The organism is Rugamonas fusca, assembly GCF_014042365.1.
GTDB classification, from domain to species: domain Bacteria; phylum Pseudomonadota; class Gammaproteobacteria; order Burkholderiales; family Burkholderiaceae_D; genus Rugamonas; species Rugamonas fusca.
The window spans coordinates 200,769-221,095 of sequence record NZ_JACEZS010000005.1 but is presented as its reverse complement, the minus strand read 5'-3'; the positions used below and the strand labels follow the sequence as shown (position 1 = coordinate 221,095).

Here is a 20,327-nt window from a genome sequence, read left to right as displayed (position 1 = left end):
GAGCCTGAGTTCACTAAAACAAGCATTTTAATCCGAGATGGCATTACGCGTATTTTCGGCCCGGCCGGTCCCGCCGATCAGCGCCGCAGCGCGTGCGACATGTAGGTGTAGCCGTGCGGTTCACCGTCGATGCGGAACATGTCGACATGCTCGCCGGTTTGCACGAAACCCGTCGCCAGGTAAAGCTGACGCGCCGGCGCGTTCACCGACAACACTTCCAGGTCGATCCAGTCCAGCCCGTCCTGCGCGCCGGCCCACTGGACGGCCAGGCCTACCAGGCGCCGGCCCAGCCCGGTACGGCGCCAGTCGCGGTGCACGCCCATGCCCAGCATGCTGCGGTGCTCGGCATGCGGTTCGGGCCGGGCGCGCAAATCGACGTGGCCACGGATGCCTTCGGGGCCGACGGCGATCCACGCGCGCCGCCAGCCCGGCTGACCCAGCGGTGTCTCCAGCGCCTGGCGGAACGCGGCGGCGCGTTCGGGCGCCAGCGTGCGCTGGGCGCGCGACATGGGCTGAAACAACGGCGTGCCGCCCTGGCCGTTGTCCTTCAGCTGGTCCGCCAGATAAGCGAAGAAGGCATCATAGTTGACGGGCCCAAGCGGGATCAGCGATGTAGGGACGGGCATCAGGTATTTGCTGTTTTGATATGACGCATTATTGTATAGTAGCTTGCACAGGTTGCAAGTTTTTAGCGCGGATGCGCCGCTTGCGCTAGACTGGCGGCATCCCTTCTTCACGTCACGGAACCGCCATGGCCGCCAATCCGCTCGATTTCACGCCCGACAACCCACAGGACGACACCGTCCCCACCGGCAAGCTGGACATCGAGTCGCGCCGGCACCAGATCTTCCCCGTGCTGAGCGCGGCCGACGTCAAGCGCGCCATGCGCTTCGGCCATATCCGCCACTTCGCCGACGGCGAACGCGTGTTCGAAGCGGGCCGCACCAGCTTTGGCCTGATGCTGGTGCTGTCCGGTCGCATCGCCGTGAGCCGCTACGATGGCCTGGGCAACACCTCGCCCATCACCGAACACGGGCCCGGCCAGTTCAGCGGCGAGGTGGCGCAGTTGTCGGGCCGGCCCTCGCTGGGCAACGGTACTGCCATCGGCGCCGTGGAAGTACTGGTGATTCCGTCCGAAGGGCTGCGCGCGCTGGTGATCGCGGAAGCCGAGTTGGGTGAACGCATCGTGCGCGCCCTGATCCTGCGCCGGGTGGGCTTGATCGAAGTGAACTCCGGTGGCCCCGTCATCGTCGGCCCCCGTGGCCATGGCCGCGTGCATGCGCTGCAAAGCTTCCTGGCCGCCAATGGCCATCCCCATTCCGTGCTGGACCTGGAGACGGACGCGCAGGCGGCCGCGCTGGCCGAGCACTATCATCCCAAGCCCGAGGACTGGCCGCTGGTGGTGTGCCCGGACGGCGTGGTGAAGAAGAACCCCACCGTGGTCGACCTGGGCCGCTGCCTGGGCATGCTGCCGGAACTGAGCAGCGACAAGGTGTGGGACGTGATCGTGGTCGGCGCCGGGCCGGCCGGACTGGCCACGGCCGTGTACGCTGCGTCCGAAGGCTTGTCGGTACTGGCGCTGGAAACGCGGGCCTACGGCGGCCAGGCTGCGGCCAGCGCCCGCATCGAGAATTACCTGGGCTTCCCCACCGGCGTGTCGGGCCGGGCGCTGGCGGGACGGGCCTATGTACAGGCCCAGAAGTTCGGGGTCGAGGTGGCCATCCCGGCCCCGGCCGGCAAGCTCATTTGCGATACCTACCCGCTACAGGTGGAAATGTGCGGCAGCGGCCAGCGCCTGCAGGCGCGCACGGTGGTGCTGTCGTGCGGGGCGCGCTACCGCCGGCCGTCGCTGGCCAACCTGCGCCAGTTCGAGGGACGCGGCGTGTACTACTGGGCCTCGCCCATCGAGGCCAAGCTGTGCAAGACGGAGGAAATCGTGCTGGTGGGCGGCGGCAATTCAGCCGGCCAGGCGGCCGTATTCCTGGCCGGGCATGCGTCCAAAGTGCACATGCTGGTGCGCGGCGAGGGACTGGCGGCCACCATGTCGAGCTATCTGATCGAACGGATTGAAGCGACGCCCAACATCGTGCTGCACACGCATACGGAAATCGTGGCGCTGGAAGGTGATGACGACGGCTTGCAGCAAGTGCGCATCCTGCACCGCCTGAGCGGCGAGGAAAAGGATTACGACGTGTGCCGGGTGTTCCTGTTCATCGGCGCCGATCCCAACACGGACTGGCTGGGCGACTGCGGCGTGGAAGTGGACCAGCATGGTTTTATCCGCACTGGCTTCGACGTGGGCCGCGCCCAGTGCCGCGCCAACTTCGAAAAAGGCATCTACCCGCCCGAACTGCCAGCCCGCGCCGCGCTGGAGACCAGCGTGCCGGGCGTGTTCGCCATCGGCGACGTGCGGGCCGGCTCCACCAAGCGGGTGGCGGCCGCCGTGGGCGAAGGCGCGGCCGTGGTGGCGCAGATCCATGCCTTCCTGGCCAATTTGCCGGCAGACCACCAGGGCTGAGCGGTCAGCGCAGCGGCGTGGGATAACTGGCCGGACTGACGTTGCCGTCCTGGTCGACGGCCTGCACGCCAAAGTAGTAATTGTCCTTCGACAGCGGCAGGCGGAATTCCGTCACCTTGCCGACCAATTGGGCGCCTTGCCAGTCCGGCGCGTCCGTCGTGCGCCAGACGACGCGGTAGCCGGCCAGGTCCGGCTCGGCGTTGGCCTGCCACAGCAGCGCCGTATCGTTTTCCAGCTGCGCCGTGCGCACCTGCACCTGGCGCGGCGCGGCCGGCGCCAGCGCCAGCGAAGCCAGCGCCGCCGCGTTCACGCGCGCCACCTGGGCGATGTAGTCAAAGTCGTCGAACTGCGGCAAGTCGCCGTAGACCTTGCCGTTCTCCGTGCGCAGGTTCTGGTGCTGGTGCGAGAAATCCTCGGCCGGCTCCGTGAAGCGCAGCGCCGCGTAGCCGCGTTCGAGGAAAGGCATGTGATCGCCGCCGCGCAGGTAACGGTCGCGCCGCTGGATGATGTTGACCTTGAAACCGGGCACATAGCGCTCGCCGGCCGCCTTCACGGCCCGCGCCAACTGGCGCGACAGCGAATCGTTCTCGCCGCCCGTCTGCACCAGCGTGCGCACGGCGGGGCTGTTCTCCTTCTGCACCGGCAGGCCTTCCGCGAACAGGCGCACCTGCGTGTTATCGCGCTTGCCGTGTTCATCGTGCGAACTGCCGATGATGTCATTGGTGAACATGCCGGCGATATCGCGCTTCTGCTGGCTGGCCTGCTCGGCCCAATGGGTGGCGCCCAGCAAGCCCTGCTCCTCGCCGGCCACCGTCATGAAAACCAGCGTGGCGTCGAAGCGGTAGCGCGCCATCACGCACGCCATTTCCATCACGGCGGCCGTGCCGGAAGCGTCGTCGTTGGCGCCAGGGGCGGCGCCGCTGGCGTCCATGATGTCGCTATTGCGCGAGTCGTAGTGGCCGCTGACGACGTACGTGCGCGCGGCCGACGCGGGCTGCGCACCGGGCAAGGTGGCCACCACGTTCACCACTTCCGTGGGCCGGCTGATGCGGGCCGAGACCGGCGAGATGTGGCTGTCGAACGCCACCTGCAGGCGGCCACCGTCGGCCGCGCCGCAGCGCTCCAGTTCCGCCTTGATCCAGCGCCGCGCGGCGCCGATGCCTTCCGTGTCGGACACGGTATCGGACATCGTGTGGCGGGTCTTGAAGCCGACCAGCTTACGGATATAGCCTTCAATGCGCTGCGGCGATATCTGGCTGACGATCTGGTCGATCTGGGCTTGGTGACGCGGGGAGTCAGGCCCGGTCTCGGGCGCGGCGCTGGCGGTGCCGGCCAGGGCCAACAGGAACAACATGGAAGGGGCTGCGGCGCGATGGCTCATCTGAACACTCCGGTGACGGGAACGCGTCATCTTCGCATGGAAAGCAACTAAAATTGCCGTCAGATACAAAAAACCCCGCAAGCTCGCGCTGGCGGGGTTGTGGGCGCAATCGGCGCAGCTTACTTCTTGGCCTTGGTCTCGGCTGCGGCGGAACCGGAGGCCATGGCGGAACCGGATGCCGGCATGGTCTTGGCGCTGCCCTTCGACATCGATGCTGACTTGGCGCCGGCGGCCATCGGCTTGGCCGGTGCGCCTTCCTTGGACTTGCCGTTCACCTGCAGGCCCGCTTCGGACAGCTTGATGGAGTTCTTCTCGCCGATACCCTTGACGCGTTTTTCCAGGTCAGCCCAGTCCTTGAACTCGCCGCCCTTGGTGCGTTCCTCGATAATGGCCTTGGACTTGGCCGGACCGATGCCCTTGACCGAATCGAGTGCGGCCGCATCGGCCTTGTTGACATCGACCTGCGCAAACGCAAAGCTCATCGTCGCAATCAGGGTCGCAACCGCCAGCAAAAGTTTCTTGAACATGTCGTCATCTCCAAAGTTAGTGAGGAAGCAGGGCCGCCAACGCGCCCTGAGTCCCTATAACGGCCCGGCCGGACGCCGGTTGACAGCAAAATGACAACGAATGCCTGCGCTGGCGCAAACCCGGACAACAAAAAAAATCGGGACGTAACACACTGAATGCGTGTTACGTCCCGAATTGTTTGCCGCAGATGGCGTCAGCCGAACAGTTCTTCGCGCGTGACGGTGGCCGTGCCCAGCTTGCCCACGACGATGCCGCCGGCCCGGTTGGCCGTTTCCACGGCTTTCTGCCAGCCTTCGCCGGCGCCCAGCATGGCGGCCATGGTGGCGATCACCGTGTCGCCGGCGCCGGAAACGTCGTACACCTCGCGCGCGGCGGCGGGCATGTGGAAACGTTCATGTTCCGTGTACAGCGTCATGCCCTCTTCCGAGCGGGTCAGCAGCAAGGCGTCCAGTTTCAGGTCGCTGCGCAGTTGCTGGGCCTTGGCCGTCAGCTGCTCCTCGCTGTTCCAGCTGCCGACGATGCGGCGCAGTTCGGACTTGTTGGGGGTGAGCACGGTGGCGCCCACGTAGCGCGTGAAGTCGTCGCCCTTGGGGTCGACCATCACCACCTTGCCGGCCGCGCGGGCGGCAGCGATCATGTCGGCCACATTCACCAGGCTGCCCTTGGCGTAGTCCGACAGCACGATCACATCGTAATCGGGCAGCAGGGCCTGGAACTGCACCAGCTTGTCGCGCAGCACGGCGTCCGTCGGTGGTTCCTCGAAGTCGATGCGCACCATCTGCTGCTGGCGTCCGATCACGCGCAGCTTGATGATGGTGGAGATGGCTTCGTCGCGTTTCAGGTAGCTGCGGATACCGCCATCCTGCAGCATCTGCTCCACTTCCGCGCCCGCCTCGTCGGCGCCTACCACGCCCAGCAGGCCGGCATGGGCGCCCAGCGCGGCGGCGTTGCGCGCCACGTTGGCGGCGCCGCCCAGGCGCGCTTCGCGTTTTTCGATGCGCACGATGGGCACCGGCGCTTCCGGCGAGATGCGGCTCACGTCACCGAACCAGTAACGGTCCAGCATCACGTCGCCCACCACCAGGATGCGCACCTGGTCCAGCGCCGGCCCCTTGTAGGTCGCTACATTGGTACTCACTGCCACCTCTTACACGCGGGTGTGGATGGAACGGCCGATGCCGTGGTACTCGAAGCCCGCTTCGGCCATCACTTCCGGTTCGAACAGGTTACGGCCGTCGAAGATGACGGCGTTCTTCAGGCTGGCCTTGATGCGGTCGAAGTCGGGGCTGCGGAAGGCCTTCCATTCCGTGACGATGACCAGCGCGTCAGCGTCCGTCAGCGTGTCCATCGGGCTGGTGGCGAAACGGATGCGGGCCAGTTCGGCCGCGTCGAAGTCGAGCGCCAGCACGCGGCGCGCTTCGTCCATCGCCACCGGGTCGTACACGGCCACCGTGGCGCCGCTGTCGAGCAGTTGACGCAGCAGCACGCGGGCTGGGGCTTCGCGCATGTCGTCCGTGTTGGGCTTGAAGGCCAGGCCCCAGACGGCGAAGTGCTTGCCACTCAAATCGTCGCCGAAGCGGGCGTTGACCTTTTTGCCCAGCACCAGCTTCTGTTTGTCGTTGACCGCTTCCACCGCGCGCAGGATCAGCAGGTCCTGGTCGTACTGGCGCGCCGTGCGCTCCAGCGCCTGCACGTCTTTGGGGAAGCACGAGCCGCCATAGCCGGCGCCCGCGTACAGGAAGCTGTGGCCGATGCGGGGATCGGAGCCGATGCCGTGGCGCACGGCTTCGATGTCGGCGCCCACTTCGTCGGCCAGGTTGGCCAGTTCGTTCATGAACGAGATGCGGGTAGCCAGCATGGCATTGGCGGCGTACTTGGTGAATTCGGCCGAACGCACGTCCATCCAGAAGGTGCGCTCGTGGTTGCGGTTGAATGGCGTGTAGAGCTTTTTCATCAGGCCGTGGGCGCGCTCGCCTTCGGGCGTGTCGTCGCAGCCGATCACGATGCGGTCCGGACGCATGAAGTCTTCCACCGCCGCGCCCTCTTTCAGGAACTCGGGGTTGGAGACGACGGAGAACGGCACGGCGACGCCGCGCGCATCCAGCTCGGCCTGCACGGCGGCCTTGACGCGGTCGGCCGTACCCACGGGGACGGTGGACTTGTCGATCACCACCTTGTAGTCGGTCATGTGCTTGCCGATGTTGCGGGCGGCGGCCAGCACGTATTGCAGGTCGGCCGAGCCGTCTTCGTCGGGCGGGGTGCCGACGGCGATGAATTGCAGTGTGCCGTGGGCCACGGCAGCCGCCACGTCGGTCGAGAACTGCAGGCGGCCGGCGGCGCGGTTGCGCGCCACCACTTCTTCCAGGCCCGGTTCGTGGATCGGGATGCCGCCGCTGTTGAGCAGATTGATCTTGCGCTCGTCGACGTCGAGGCAGAAGACGTCGTTGCCCAGCTCCGCCAGGCAGGCGCCCGTGACCAGGCCAACATAGCCGGTGCCGATAATGGTGATTTTCATATGTGTTTCCGCCTACTTAAAATGGGCTCCGGCCCCGTTAATTCATCACATTCAATTCTTCGGTGCGGCGCGGCGGGTAAGTCTCCCACCGGCTGCAACCTGGGCACTGCCAGTAGAACTGGCGCGCCTTGAAGCCGCAATGGCTGCACTGGTAGCGCGCCAGCTTCTGGGTGTAGCCGTGCACCAGGTTCTTCACCATCGACAATTCCGACCACAGCGCGGCCGGTGCATCCATCAGGCGCGCTTCCAGCAGTTTATCGAGGCCCAGCAGAGTCGGCGTGCGGCGCAGTTCCGCGCTCACCAACTGCTTGGCCGCATCCACGCCATCGAGTTCGATCACGGCCTTGAACACCACTTCGATCAAATCGATCGACGAAGCCTGTTCCAGGTAGGACTTGAGCAGGTTGACGCCTTCCTGCGGCCGGCCCACCTTGGTGTAGCCATCCATCAGGCGCTGCGCCACCAGCGCCACGTGCGGCACGCTTTGCTGCTCCACGCGGCGCCACGTCAGGAGCGCACCTTCCACGTCGCCCTGGGCCAGCTGGGCATCGCCGATCAACAGCGTGGCGCGCACGTTGGTGCGGTCGGCCTGCAGCGATTTTTCCAGCAGCGGCAGCGCGTCTTCCGGGTGCATGTGCACCAGCGCATCCTGCGCCAGCTCGCAGTAGAACTGGGCGATCTCCTTCTGGCGCGAACCGGCGCCCGCTTCCTGCAGGCCCAGCGCCGCCTCGATGGCGCGCGGCCACTCCTTCTCGCGCTGGAAGATCTCCAGCAGCGCGCGGCGCGCCTGCACCGCGTATTGCGTGTCGAGCAGCTGGTTGAAGGTTTCCTCGGCGCGGTCCAGCAGGCCGGCCTTCAGGTAATCCATGCCCAGCTCGTAGCGGGCGTGCACCTGCTGCTCCTGCGGCAGGTCGGGCCGCGACAGCAGGTTCTGGTGCACGCGGATGGCGCGTTCCGTCTCGCCGCGGCGGCGGAACAGGTTGCCGAGGGCGAAGTGCATGTCGGCCGTTTCCGGGTCCAGCTTGACGATTTCGATGAAGGCGTCGATGGCCTTGTCCGGCTGCTCGTTGAGCAGGAAGTTCAGGCCCTTGAAATAGCCGCGCGGCAGGCTGCGCGACTCGGACACCAGTTGGCGGATATCGACCCGCGCGGCGATCCAGCCCAATCCGAAGAAGACGGGGATGCCCAGTAACCACCAGAGTTCAAATTCCATGCGTGTTGTTGTGTGATCGTTGGTCGGTACGCGATGCGGATGACATCACTGCTGAGTGTTGACGCTGTCGGGCTGCGGCTGGGCGCTCGCCTGCTGCGCCGTCGTTTGCAGCGTCGCGATGGTGGTTTTGTGTTTGTTCGTTTCGCGCCGGTGGCGGAACACGGTGGGGGTGAGCGCCAGCACGCCGAGGACGGCGCCGGCCACGAAGAAGCCGAGCAGCATCAGGACCAGGGGGCCGCGCAATTCATAATTGAGGAAGAAGTGCAGATCCACTTCCTGGGTATTTTTCAGGGCAAAACCAAAAAACAAGACGAAAAGAACGAATCCAATGATCGTGGATATGAATTTCATTAGCCTGGTTCCTGTTCCGGATTTCAAAGAGCGACAGTATGGCACCAGAATCCGGTTACGACAAAATGGATAAAAAAAGCGGCATCCAGGGACGCCGCTTTTTTACATCGAATCCTTCAGACGCTTCAGTCCTCGATGATCGGTTGCCCGACCATCGCGTCGACCCGCTCGCGCAACTGCTTGCCCGGCTTGAAGTGGGGCACCCGTTTTTCGGGCACCATCACCTTGTCGCCGGACTTGGGATTGCGTCCTATGCGCGGTGGCCGGCTGTTGAGGGCAAAGCTGCCAAAACCGCGGATCTCGATGCGCTGGCCACTCGCCAGGGCGGTGGTCATCGCATCGAGAATGGTTTTGACGGCATATTCCGCATCTTTGGCCACCAGCTGAGAATAGCGCTCAGCCAGGCGGTTGATCAACTCGGACTTGGTCATCTAAGCAATTCTTAGTTCTTGGTGTCGAGCTTGGCCTTCAGCAGCGCGCCCAGGCTGGTGGTGCCCGAAGCTGCGTTGTTGTCGGTAGCGGCCATCTTCTGCATGGCTTCCGCGGTTTCCGCGCTGTCTTTCGCCTTGATCGACAGTTGGATGCTGCGGGCCTTGCGGTCGATGTTGATCACCAGGGCTTCCACGGTGTCGCCCACTTTCAGGTGGGTGCCAGCGTCTTCCACGCGGTCACGCGAGATTTCCGAAGCGCGCAGGTAGCCTTCCACTTCGTCCGACAGCTGGATCACGGCGCCCTTGGGCTCAACCGATTTCACAGTGCCCGACACCAGCGAACCCTTGTCGTTCATGGCGGCGAAGTTGTTGAACGGGTCGCCTTCCAGCTGCTTCACGCCCAGCGAAACGCGCTCGCGCTCGACGTCGATGGCCAGCACGATGGCTTCCAGCTCGTCGCCCTTCTTGAACTTGCGCACGGCTTCTTCGCCGGACTCGGTCCAGGACAGGTCGGACAGGTGCACCAGGCCGTCGATGTTGCCAGCCAGGCCGATGAACACGCCGAAGTCGGTGATCGACTTGATGGCGCCACGGACCTTGTCGCCCTTCTTGTGGGTCACGCCGAAGTCATCCCATGGGTTCGCCTTGCACTGCTTCATGCCCAGCGAAATACGGCGACGCTCTTCGTCGATTTCCAGAACCATGACTTCCACTTCGTCGCCCAGCTGGACAACTTTGTTAGGAGCGACGTTCTTGTTGGTCCAGTCCATTTCGGACACGTGCACCAGACCTTCGATGCCCTGTTCCACTTCCACGAACGCGCCGTAGTCGGTCAGGTTGGTGACTTTGCCGAACAGGCGGGTGCCTTGTGGGTAACGACGGGACAGACCGGTCCAAGGATCGTCGCCCAGTTGCTTCACGCCCAGGGACACGCGGTTCTTTTCCTGATCGTACTTCAGAACCTTGGCGGTGATTTCCTGGCCCACGGTCAGCACTTCCGATGGGTGACGCACACGACGCCATGCCAGGTCGGTGATGTGCAGCAGGCCGTCGATGCCGCCCAGGTCCACGAACGCGCCGTAGTCGGTGATGTTCTTCACGACGCCGGTCACAACCGTGCCTTCTTTCAGGGTTTCCATCAGCTTCTGGCGCTCTTCGCCCATCGAAGCTTCGATCACGGCGCGGCGCGACAGCACGACGTTGTTACGCTTGCGGTCCAGCTTGATGACCTTGAATTCCAGGGTCTTGCCTTCGAACGGGGTGGTGTCCTTGACAGGACGGGTGTCGACCAGCGAGCCGGGCAGGAAAGCGCGGATGCCGTTGGTCAGCACGGTCAGGCCGCCCTTGACCTTGCCATTGACGGTGCCGACGACGATCTCGCCCGACTCCATGGCTTTTTCCAGGGCCAGCCACGACGCCAGGCGCTTGGCCTTGTCGCGCGACAGGATGGTATCGCCGAAACCGTTTTCCAGCGATTCGATGGCCACGGAAACGAAGTCACCTACTTTGACTTCCAGTTCGCCTTGGTCATTCTTGAATTCTTCAACAGGGATGAAAGCTTCCGATTTCAGACCAGCGTTCACGATCACGAAGTTGTGGTCCAGACGCACGACTTCCGCGGAGATCACTTCGCCGGAGCGCATATCTTGACGGGACAGCGACTCTTCGAAGAGGGCTGCGAAACTTTCCATACCGGTGGTTGCAGTAGACATAGGGTTCACACTAGGTTAGCCAGCAGAGATCGCACGATGCGACTTAAACTGGGTTGAGGTTTTGACACGCCGGAGGCCGGCACAGGCCCGCTTCCAGCACCAACAGCAGCGCCGCACAAACCGCTGCGCACGCTGCTTTACAACAAACATTGCAATTATTTCACTTCCGCCGCATACCACTTGAGCACTTGCTCAACGGCCTGATCGGCCGTGATTTGCGAGGTGTCGAGCACATGGGCGCCCTCCGCGGGCACCAGCGGGGCGATGGCCCGGTGCGTATCCCGGTCGTCGCGCGCTTGCAAATCCATCAGAAGGTCTTCCATATTAGCAGAAATTCCCTTCTCAATCAATTGCTTATATCGACGTTCGGCACGGGCCGCCACACTGGCCGTCAAAAACACCTTGAGCGGGGCGTGCGGGAAGATCACGGTGCCCATGTCGCGCCCGTCGGCCACCAGGCCCGGCGTCTTGCGAAAACCCAGTTGCAGCCCGTACAGGGCCTGGCGCACGGCTGGCAAGGCGGCGATGCGCGAAGCCGTGTTGCCCACTTCCTCGGCGCGGATGGCGTCCGTCACGTTCTCGTGGGCCAGGATGATGGCGCCGCCCGAGAAGCTGCACGGCAGGTGCTCGGCCAGCTTGGCCAGCGCGTGCTCGTCCGTGAGCGAGGTGCCGCGGCGCAGGGCCGACAGCGCCGTCAGCCGGTACAGGGCGCCCGAATCGAGGTAATGGAAGCCGAGCTTATCGGCCACACGGTGCGCGACGGTGCCCTTGCCGGATGCGGTAGGGCCGTCGATGGCGATGACGGGGATAGGGGAAGTTGTCATAGGCATTCTGTAGTGAAAAATGGGGGACGTAACACGATAATTCCAGCCGGAAAAACTGTGTTACGTCCCCGATATTGCTGACCGGGAAAACCGGGGTACGTCCCCAATTTTGTTAGCGGGCGATGGCTGCAAACGCGGCGAAATATTCCGGGAAGGTCTTGGCCACGCATTTGGGGTCGTTGATGCGCATCGCGTTGCCTTTGCGCGCGGCGCCGTCCAGCGAGGCCAGCGAGAAGCACATGGCCATGCGGTGGTCGTCGTAGGTGTCGATGGTGGCCGCGGTGATGACGGCCGGCGGCGTCACGCGCAGGTAGTCGGCGCCCTCTTCCACCACGGCGCCCAGCTTGCGCAATTCCGTGGCCATGGCGGCGATGCGGTCCGTCTCCTTCACGCGCCAGCTGGCGATGTTGCGCAGCGTGCTGGTGCCGTCCGCGTACAGGGCCGCGATGGCGATCGTCATGGCCGCGTCGGGAATGTGGTTGAAGTCGGCGTCGATGGCTTTCAGCACGCCGTTCGAGCGCGCCTCGATCCAGTTGTCGCCCATGGTGATGGTGGCGCCCATCTGCTCCAGCGCGGCGACGAAACGCACGTCACCCTGGATGCTGTCGCGGCCCACGCCTTCCACCCGCACCGGACCGCCGGCAATCGCGCCGGCAGCCAGGAAGTAGGAGGCCGACGAGGCATCGCCTTCCACGTGGATGGTGCCGGGGCTCTGGTATTGCTGGCCCGGCTGCACCGTGAACGAGGACCAGCCGTCCTGCGCCACCGTCACCCCAAAGCGGCGCATCAGGTTCAGCGTGATTTCGATGTAGGGCTTGGAGATCAGCTCGCCGACCACGTCGATGGAAATGGCATGCTCGCGCGCCATCAGCGGCGCCACCATCAAGAGCGCCGTCAGGAACTGGCTCGACACGTTGCCGCGCACGGACAGGCGCTGGGCGTGGATCTTGCCGCGGCCGATATGCAGCGGCGGGTAGCCGGGATTGCCGGTGCAGGTGATGGCGGTGCCGGCCGCGTTGAGCGCGTCCACCAGGTCGCCGATCGGGCGCTCGTGCATGCGCGGCACGCCATGCAGCGTGTAGTCGCCGCCGATCACGGCCAGCGCCGCCGTCAGCGGGCGGATGGCGGTGCCGGCGTTACCCATGAACAGGTCGGCCGAGGCATTCGGGAACACGCCGGCGGCGCCGGGCACCACGTGCACCGTGTGGCCGTCCGTCTGCGGCTGCTCGTGCCACTGCACGCCCAGCTTGTGCAGGGAGTCCAGCATCACGGCCGTGTCGTCCGAGGCCAGCAGGTCGACCACCCTGGTTTCGCCCTGGGCCAGCGCGGCCAGCAACAGGATGCGGTTGGAGATGCTCTTCGAGCCGGGCAGGCGCACCACGCCTTCGGCATGGGCGACTGGTTGCAGGTCGATGTGGTGCGGGTATGGGGTTTGCTGCGTCATGCGGTCGCTATCCTTCTATTCTGCGCTGTCTTTCGGTTGCGGCGTTTCCGCCGTCTCTATCGCTTCTATCCACTGGCGGCGGGCGCGCTGCGCATTGGCGTACACCGCCTCGATGGCCGCGCCATCGGCGGCGGCCAGGCGCGCGCGCAGCGCCGTCAGTTGCGCCATGTAGGCGTCCAGCTCGACCAGCAGCGCGGCCTGATTGGCCAGGCTGATGTCGCGCCACATTTCAGGCGACGAACCGGCGATCCTTGTGAAATCGCGGAAGCCGCTGGCGGCATATTGGAACAGTAAATCCGCATGCGGTTTGTTGGCGATGTCGTCCACCAGCGCGTATGCCAGCAGGTGCGGCAAATGGCTGACGGCGGCAAACACCTTGTCATGCTCCTCCGGGGTGAGCCGGTGGATGATGGCGCCGCAGGCCTGCCAGGCCGCGGCCACCCGCTCCACGTCGGCGGACGCATTCTCGTCCAGCGGCGTGAGCACGGTTTTCTTGCCGATGTAGAGGTCGATGATGGCCGCGTCCGGGCCATTCGTCTCGCGCCCGGCGATCGGGTGGCCGGGCACGAACTGGGCCAGCTTGGCGCCCAGCGCGCGGCGCGCGGCCGCCACCACGTCGCTCTTGGTGCTGCCGGCGTCCGTCACCACGGTGCCCGGCTGCAGGTGCGGCGCCAGCGCGCCCAGGATGGCTTCCGTCTGGGCCACCGGCGCGGCCAGCAGCACCAGGTCGGCGCCGCGCATGGCCTCGGCCATGTCGCCGCCCACCACGTCGATGATGCCCAGCTCGCGCGCGCGCGCCAGCGAGGCGGCCGAGCGGCCCATGCCCACCACGGTGCGCACCGCGCCCGCGTGCTTGAGCGCGCGGGCGAACGAGCCGCCGATCAGGCCGACGCCGAAGATGACGATTTTATTCAGCACGGCGTCATCCGGCCAGGGCCTTGGTCAGCGCGGCGATCAGCACCGCGTTTTCCTGCGGCAGGCCGATCGAGATGCGCAGCCATTGCGGCAGGCCGTAGTTGCCCACCGGGCGCACGATCACGCCCTGCTTGAGCAAGGCCAGGTTGACGCGCGCGCCGGCGCCGGCATCCTCGCCCACCTTGACCAGCACGAAATTGCCGTACGAAGGCACGTATTCCAGGCCCATCTTCTCGAACGCTTCCACGAATTGCTGGTAGCCGGCGCGGTTGTTGGCGGCGCTCTGTGCCAGGAACTCCTTGTCGTTGAGGGCGGCGATGGCCGCTGCCTGCGCCATGGAGTTGACGTTGAACGGCTGGCGGATACGGTTCATCAAATCCGTCAGCGCCGGCTGGGCGATGGCGAAACCGACCCGCAGGCCGGCCAGGCCGTAAGCCTTGGAGAAGGTGCGCGACACCAGCAGGTTGGGATACTTCTTGACCCACAGGGCCGATTCGAACTGGTCTTCCGGCGCCAGGAATTCGTTGTAGGCTTCGTCCAGCACCACCACCACGTGCGGCGGCACCTTGGCCAGGAAGGCTTCGATCTCGGCGGCCGGCAGGAAGGTGCCGGTGGGGTTGTTCGGGTTGGCGATGAACACCAGCCGGGTGTCGTCCTCGATGGCGGCCAGCATGGCTTGCAGGTCATGGCCGTAGTTCCTGGCCGGCACCACGATGTGGCGCGCGCCGATGCCCTGGGTGGCCAGCGCGTACACGGCGAACGAGTACTGCGAGTACACCACGGACTGGCCGCGCTCGACGAAGGCGTGGGCGGCGATTTCCAGGATGTCGTTGCTGCCGTTGCCCAGCGTGATCCAGTCGGCCGGCACATCGTAGCGCTTGGACAGCGCCGCCTTCAAATCGAAGCCATTGGCGTCCGGATAACGGCCCAGTTCCGTCGCCGCCGCCGTCATGGCCTGCTTGGCCGATTCCGGCACGCCGAACGGATTTTCGTTGGAGGCCAGCTTGACGATGTTCGCCTCGTCAAGACCGAACTCGCGCGCCACTTCCGCAATCGGCTTGCCAGCCTGGTAGGGGGCGATGGCGCGAACGTATTCTGGACCGTAATTCTTGGACATTTTGCTCTTCAATGTAAGGGTTAGGAAAGACTGACCGGGTAGGAACCCAGCACCTTGAAGAAGGCCGCGTTATCCTTCAACTCCGCCAGCGCCTTGGCGACGGCGTCGTTGTGGACATGGCCTTCGATATCGACATAGAAATAATACTCCCACGTGCCCACGCGCGCCGGACGCGACTCGAAGCGCGTCATCGACACGCCATGCTTGGCCAATGGCGCCAGCAGCTGGTACACGGCGCCGGCCTTGTTGGGCACGGCCAGCACGATCGAAGTCTGGTCCTTGCCCGACGGGTTGGTCTGCAGGTGGCCAATGATAGCGAAGCGGGTACGGTTGTGCGGATCATCCTGGATATGGCCCTTGACCACGCCCAGCTTGTACTGCTCGCCCGCCATTTCGCTGGCGATGGCGGCGATGGTGGCGTCGTCGCTGGCCATGCGCGCCGCTTCCGCGTTGGACGCCACGGCGCGCCGCTCGATGTTGGGATAGTTCAGGTTGAGCCACACCTGGCACTGGGCCAGCGCCTGCGAATGGGCGCAGATGGTTTGCACGCCATCCATGTTACCGGTCTTGGTCATCAGGCTGTGGTGCACGGCGATCGATACTTCACCGCTGATGATCAAACTCGTTTGCAGCATCAGGTCCAGCGTGCGGTTGATGGCGCCCTCGGACGAATTCTCGACCGGCACCACGCCAAAGTCGGCCGTGCCGGCTTCCGTGGCGCGGAACACTTCGTCGATCGAGGCGCATGGCAAGCCTTCCACGGCGCTGCCGAACTGCTGGTACACGGCCTGCTCGCTGAAGGTGCCGGACGGCCCCAGGAAGGCCACCGTGACGCGCTTTTCCAGCGCGCGGCAGGCCGACATGATCTCGCGGAAGATGGTCTGCACTTCATGGTTGCCCATGGGGCCGGGATTGCGCTCGGCCACGCCGCGCAGCACCTGCGCCTCGCGCTCGGGGCGGAACACGGGCGCCTTGGTTTCGGCCTTCACGTGGCCCACTTCCTGCGCCACCCTGGCGCGGCGGTTGAGCAGGTCGAGGATCTGCGCGTCGATGGCGTCGATCTGTTCGCGCAGCGGTTTAAGTTTGTCTGTCATGTCTGCATCAGTGCCAAAAAGAGTCATAGTCGCGAGATGCGGCGCGCTGGTCTTCAGCGGCCCGCGAACTCGTTCAGGTAATCGACCAGGGCTTGCACACCCTCGATTGGCATCGCGTTGTAGATCGATGCGCGCATACCGCCGACGGACTTGTGGCCCTTCAGTTGCAGCAGGCCGCGCGCTTTTGCGCCGGCCAGGAAAGCTTCGTTCTTGCTCTCGTCCTTCAGGAAGAACGGGACGTTCATGCGTGAGCGGTTTTCAGGCGCCACGCGGTTGAGGTAGAAATCGTCGGCGTCCAGCGCGCCATACAGCAGCGCCGCCTTGGCCTTGGCGCGTTTTTCCATCTCGGCCACGCCGCCCTGCTGCTTCAGCCACTGGAACACCAGGCCGGCGATGTAGATGCCGTAGGTGGGCGGCGTGTTGTACATGGATTCGTTGTCGGCCACCAGCTTGAAGTCGAACGCGGACGGGCAGATTGGCAGCGCCTTGCCCAGCAGGTCTTCGCGCACGATGACGATGGTCACGCCAGCCGGGCCGATGTTCTTCTGGGCGCCGGCGAAGATCAGGCCGTATTTCGACACGTCGATCTGGCGCGACAGGATGTGCGACGACATGTCGGCCACCAGCAGCGTATCGGCGCAGTCGCCCGTCAAGGGCTGGGGCGACCCATGGTCGAAATCGAATTCCACGCCGTCGATGGTCTCGTTGGTGCAGATGTGCAGGTAGGCCGCGCCGGGCGTGAGCTTCCACTCGGACTGCGGCGGCACGCGGTTGAATCCGCCGGCCTGCGACGAGGCAGCCACGTTGACGGTGGCGTACTTGGCCGCCTCCTTGATCGATTTGCCTGACCACGAGCCGGTATGGACGAAGTCGATCGTGGCTGGTTGCGGCTTATGGCCGACCAGGTTCATGGGAACGATGGCGTTCTGGGACAGGCCGCCGCCTTGCAGGAACAGGATCTTGTAGTTATCCGGCACTGCCAGCAGCTCGCGCAGGTCGCGCTCGGCCGCCTTGTAGATCGACATGAATTCCGGCCCGCGGTGGCTCATCTCCATGACGGACATGCCGCTGCCATGCCAGTCCAGCATTTCGGCGGCGGCTTGCGCCAGCACTTCCTTCGGCAGCACGGCGGGGCCGGCGGAGAAGTTGTAGATGTGAGTCACGTTACGGTCCTTGGGTCAAAAACTGCGAATTCTGGAAAAAACTGAAACAGCGCGCACGGCGAGCGGCGCGCCATCACAAAACAAAACGGGGTCAGTGTTATTGTCGCATTAAACCGCGCAACGAACACCGACCCCGTCCGCCCCGGCCAAGCCTGCACCGGGACACACCTATCCGCCGGCCTTATTCAGGCTGAGCATCCTCCGGCTTGGCATCCGGACCCGGTTCCAGTTCCACCTCGTCGATGTCGGTCTCGACCACGCGCTGCAGGCCGGACAGGCGGGTGCCGTCCTCCACCGCGATCAGGGTCACGCCTTGGGTGGCGCGGCCCATCTCGCGGATCTCCGACACGCGGGTGCGGATCAGCACACCGCCCGTGGTGATCAGCATGATCTCGTCGGACGAATCGACCAGGGTCGCCGCCACCACCTTGCCGTTACGCTCGGAGGTCTGGATCGCGATCATGCCCTTGGTGCCGCGGCCGTGGCGGGTGTACTCGGTGATCGGGGTACGCTTGCCGTAGCCGTTCTCGGTGGCCGTCAGCACCGACTGCTCCTCGTTCTCGGCCACCAGCAGCGCGATCACGGTCTGGCTTTCCTCCAGGTTCATGCCGCGCACGCCGCGCGCGTTGCGGCCCATCGGACGCACGTCGTTCTCGTCGAAGCGCACGGCCTTGCCGGCGTCCGAGAACAGCATCACGTCGTGCGCGCCGTCCGTCAGCGCGGCGCCGATCAGGAAGTCGCCCTCGTCCAGGTCGACGGCGATGATGCCGGCCTTGCGCGGGTTGCTGAAGTCCTTCAGCGGCGTCTTCTTCACGGTGCCCAGGCTGGTGGCCATGAACACGTAGTGGTCTTCCGGGAAGGTCCGGTTATCGCCCGACAGCGGCAGGATGACGGTGATCTTCTCGTTGTCGGCCAGCGGGAACATGTTGACGATAGGCTTGCCGCGCGAGTTGCGCGAGCCTTGCGGCACTTCCCACACCTTGAGCCAGTACATGCGGCCACGGTTGGAGAAGCACAGGATGTAGTCGTGCGTGTTGGCGATGAACAGCTGGTCGATCCAGTCTTCCTCTTTGGTCGCCATGGCCTGCTTGCCGCGCCCGCCGCGCTTCTGGGCGCGGTATTCGGAGATCGGCTGGGCCTTCATGTAGCCCGTGTGCGACAGCGTGACCACCATGTCCTGCGGCGTGATCAGGTCTTCCGTACCGAGGTCGGTGGCGTTGTGCTCGATGGTCGAGCGGCGCACGTCCTTGTTGCCGGCGCCGTATTCGTTCTTGGCCAGCGTCATCTCGTCGGTGATGATGGTGGTCACGCGGGCCGGCTTGGCCAGGATGTCGAGCAGGTCGGCGATTTCGGCCATCACGTCGCGGTATTCGTTGACGATCTTGTCCTGCTCCAGGCCCGTCAGGCGTTGCAGGCGCATCTGCAGGATTTCCTGGGCCTGCTCGTCCGACAGCTTGTACAGGCCATCGACCTGCATGCCGTAGTGCTTGGGCAGGTGTTCGGGACGGAAGGCGTCGATGCCGCCCACCGTGTCGCCCTCGCCCGTGCGGGCCAGCATCTCGCGCACCAGCGACGAATCCCAGGCGCGCGCCATCAATTCCGTCTTGGCCAGCGGCGGCGTCGGGGCGGCCTTGATGATGGCGATGAATTCGTCGATGTTGGCCAGCGCCACGGCCAGGCCTTCCAGCACGTGGCCCCGTTCGCGCGCCTTGCGCAGCTCGAACACGGTGCGGCGGGTGACCACTTCGCGCCGGTGCGACAGGAAGCATTGCAGCATCTGCTTGAGGTTCAGCAGGCGCGGCTGGCCATCCACCAGGGCCACCATGTTCATGCCGAAGGTGTCCTGCAACTGGGTCTGCTTGTACAGGTTGTTGAGCACCACTTCCGGCACTTCGCCCCGTTTCAGCTCGATCACCACGCGCATGCCCGACTTGTCGGATTCGTCGCGGATGTCGGAAATGCCTTCGAGCTTCTTGTCGCGCACGTTCTCGGCGATGCGTTCCAGCAGCGACTTCTTGTTGACCTGGTAGGGCAGCTCGTCGACGATGATGGCGGTGCGGCCGCCATCCTTGCCGTATTCCTCGTAGTGGGTCTTGGCGCGCATGACGACGCGGCCGCGGCCCGTGCGGTAGCCGTCGCGCACGCCCGACACGCCGTAGATGATGCCGGCCGTGGGGAAGTCGGGCGCGGGGATGATCTCGATCAGCTCATCGATGGTGCAGTCCGGGTTGTTCAGCACGTACAGCGCGCCGTCGATCACTTCCGTCAGGTTGTGCGGCGGGATGTTGGTGGCCATGCCCACCGCGATACCGGACGAACCGTTGATCAGCAGGTTGGGGATCTTGGTCGGCAGGACGGTCGGTTCCTTTTCCTTGCCGTCGTAGTTGGGCTGGAAGTCAACCGTGTCCTTGTCGATGTCGGCCAGGATTTCGCCGGCGATCTTGTCCAGGCGGCACTCGGTGTAACGCATGGCCGCCGCGCTGTCGCCGTCGACCGAACCGAAGTTACCCTGGCCATCGACCAGCATGTAGCGCATCGAAAAGTCCTGCGCCATGCGCACCAGCGTGTCGTAGATGGAAGCGTCGCCGTGCGGGTGGTACTTACCCATCGTGTCGCCCACCACGCGGGCGCATTTGACGTAAGGCCGGTTCCACACGTTGTTCATTTCGTGCATCGCGTACAAGACCCGGCGGTGCACCGGCTTGAGGCCGTCGCGCACGTCCGGCAAGGCGCGGCCCACGATCACGCTCATGGCGTAATCGAGGTAGCTCTTGCGCATCTCTTCTTCGAGGGAAATTGGGATTGTTTCTTTTGCGAATTGATCCATTGGCGGGTCGTTCGATCTTTGACTATGGTTGACTTATCTTTTAAGCAATTTTACCGCGCGTGCTGCCTGCCGCCCCGGCAGCGTCCTGTAGGAGCGCGGTGGGAACAGACAAGCGTACGATTTTAACATGGGCGCCTACCCGTCAGCGCAATTCCGGCGCGGACGGGCCCGCCCGGCGCCAGCGCCGCTTGATCGCACGCTCTTGCACCAACGCAAGGATCAAGCACAAAATGTCATGGCTATGACATAAATCTCAATTATTATTGCCGCCAGTGTTGCAACAAAACAACATTT

General features: G+C 64.6%; 17 protein-coding genes. 1 reads left to right on the top strand and 16 read right to left on the bottom strand.

Features of this window, described 5'->3' with window-relative positions; translation table 11 throughout:
* Positions 1-77: 77 nt before the first annotated feature.
* Positions 78-626: a GNAT family N-acetyltransferase gene (locus H3H36_RS08560; RefSeq protein WP_182216249.1), complete on the bottom strand. Its 549-nt coding sequence runs from the start codon at positions 624-626 to the stop codon at positions 78-80.
* A 125-nt stretch (positions 627-751) separates the two neighbouring features.
* Here H3H36_RS08560 and H3H36_RS08555 point away from each other — a divergent pair, with 125 nt between their 5' ends.
* Positions 752-2,518, top strand: a complete 1,767-nt coding sequence (locus tag H3H36_RS08555) for an FAD-dependent oxidoreductase (protein ID WP_182216247.1) — start codon at positions 752-754, stop codon at positions 2,516-2,518.
* A gap of 4 nt (positions 2,519-2,522) precedes the next feature.
* On the opposite strand, the gene H3H36_RS08550 is transcribed toward H3H36_RS08555, so the two are convergent.
* From H3H36_RS08550 to gyrA, 15 genes are all read right to left on the bottom strand, one after another.
* Positions 2,523-3,899 carry a M28 family peptidase gene (locus tag H3H36_RS08550; protein WP_220459686.1) on the bottom strand — a complete coding sequence of 459 codons (1,377 nt, stop codon included), beginning with the start codon at positions 3,897-3,899 and terminating at the stop codon, positions 2,523-2,525.
* A gap of 119 nt (positions 3,900-4,018) precedes the next feature.
* The gene (locus H3H36_RS08545) at positions 4,019-4,426 is read right to left on the bottom strand and encodes a ComEA family DNA-binding protein (protein WP_182216241.1); all 408 of its coding nucleotides are present in this window, start codon (positions 4,424-4,426) and stop codon (positions 4,019-4,021) included.
* A 194-nt stretch (positions 4,427-4,620) separates the two neighbouring features.
* Complete coding sequence (gene rfaE1, locus H3H36_RS08540; RefSeq protein WP_182216238.1) at positions 4,621-5,565, bottom strand: D-glycero-beta-D-manno-heptose-7-phosphate kinase; 945 nt, start codon at positions 5,563-5,565, stop codon at positions 4,621-4,623.
* Between the two features lie 9 nt (positions 5,566-5,574).
* Positions 5,575-6,942 (bottom strand): UDP-glucose dehydrogenase family protein, encoded by a 1,368-nt coding sequence (locus tag H3H36_RS08535; RefSeq protein ID WP_182216235.1) that lies wholly within the window; start codon positions 6,940-6,942, stop codon positions 5,575-5,577.
* A gap of 37 nt (positions 6,943-6,979) precedes the next feature.
* Positions 6,980-8,155, bottom strand: a complete 1,176-nt coding sequence (gene lapB, locus H3H36_RS08530; protein ID WP_182216232.1) for a lipopolysaccharide assembly protein LapB — start codon at positions 8,153-8,155, stop codon at positions 6,980-6,982.
* Between the two features lie 45 nt (positions 8,156-8,200).
* Positions 8,201-8,506 (bottom strand): LapA family protein, encoded by a 306-nt coding sequence (locus H3H36_RS08525; protein WP_182216229.1) that lies wholly within the window; start codon positions 8,504-8,506, stop codon positions 8,201-8,203.
* 125 nt (positions 8,507-8,631) lie between these two features.
* Entirely contained in the window at positions 8,632-8,937 is a 306-nt protein-coding gene (locus H3H36_RS08520) for an integration host factor subunit beta (protein ID WP_107141261.1), read from the bottom strand.
* 11 nt (positions 8,938-8,948) lie between these two features.
* A complete protein-coding gene (rpsA, locus tag H3H36_RS08515) occupies positions 8,949-10,628 on the bottom strand; it encodes a 30S ribosomal protein S1 (RefSeq protein WP_182216227.1) in 1,680 nt (559 codons plus the stop codon).
* A 176-nt stretch (positions 10,629-10,804) separates the two neighbouring features.
* A complete protein-coding gene (gene cmk / locus H3H36_RS08510) occupies positions 10,805-11,473 on the bottom strand; it encodes a (d)CMP kinase (RefSeq protein ID WP_182216224.1) in 669 nt (222 codons plus the stop codon).
* Between the two features lie 112 nt (positions 11,474-11,585).
* Entirely contained in the window at positions 11,586-12,917 is a 1,332-nt protein-coding gene (gene aroA, locus H3H36_RS08505; protein ID WP_182216222.1) for a 3-phosphoshikimate 1-carboxyvinyltransferase, read from the bottom strand.
* Between the two features lie 15 nt (positions 12,918-12,932).
* Positions 12,933-13,835, bottom strand: a complete 903-nt coding sequence (locus H3H36_RS08500) for a prephenate dehydrogenase (RefSeq protein ID WP_182216219.1) — start codon at positions 13,833-13,835, stop codon at positions 12,933-12,935.
* 4 nt (positions 13,836-13,839) lie between these two features.
* Positions 13,840-14,949, bottom strand: a complete 1,110-nt coding sequence (hisC, locus tag H3H36_RS08495; protein WP_182216217.1) for a histidinol-phosphate transaminase — start codon at positions 14,947-14,949, stop codon at positions 13,840-13,842.
* Positions 14,950-14,969: 20 nt separating this feature from the next.
* Entirely contained in the window at positions 14,970-16,043 is a 1,074-nt protein-coding gene (gene pheA, locus H3H36_RS08490) for a prephenate dehydratase (RefSeq protein ID WP_182216214.1), read from the bottom strand.
* A gap of 53 nt (positions 16,044-16,096) precedes the next feature.
* Complete coding sequence (gene serC / locus H3H36_RS08485; protein ID WP_182216212.1) at positions 16,097-17,206, bottom strand: 3-phosphoserine/phosphohydroxythreonine transaminase; 1,110 nt, start codon at positions 17,204-17,206, stop codon at positions 16,097-16,099.
* A 181-nt stretch (positions 17,207-17,387) separates the two neighbouring features.
* Positions 17,388-20,033 (bottom strand): DNA gyrase subunit A, encoded by a 2,646-nt coding sequence (gene gyrA, locus H3H36_RS08480; RefSeq protein WP_182216210.1) that lies wholly within the window; start codon positions 20,031-20,033, stop codon positions 17,388-17,390.
* Positions 20,034-20,327 lie beyond the last annotated feature (294 nt).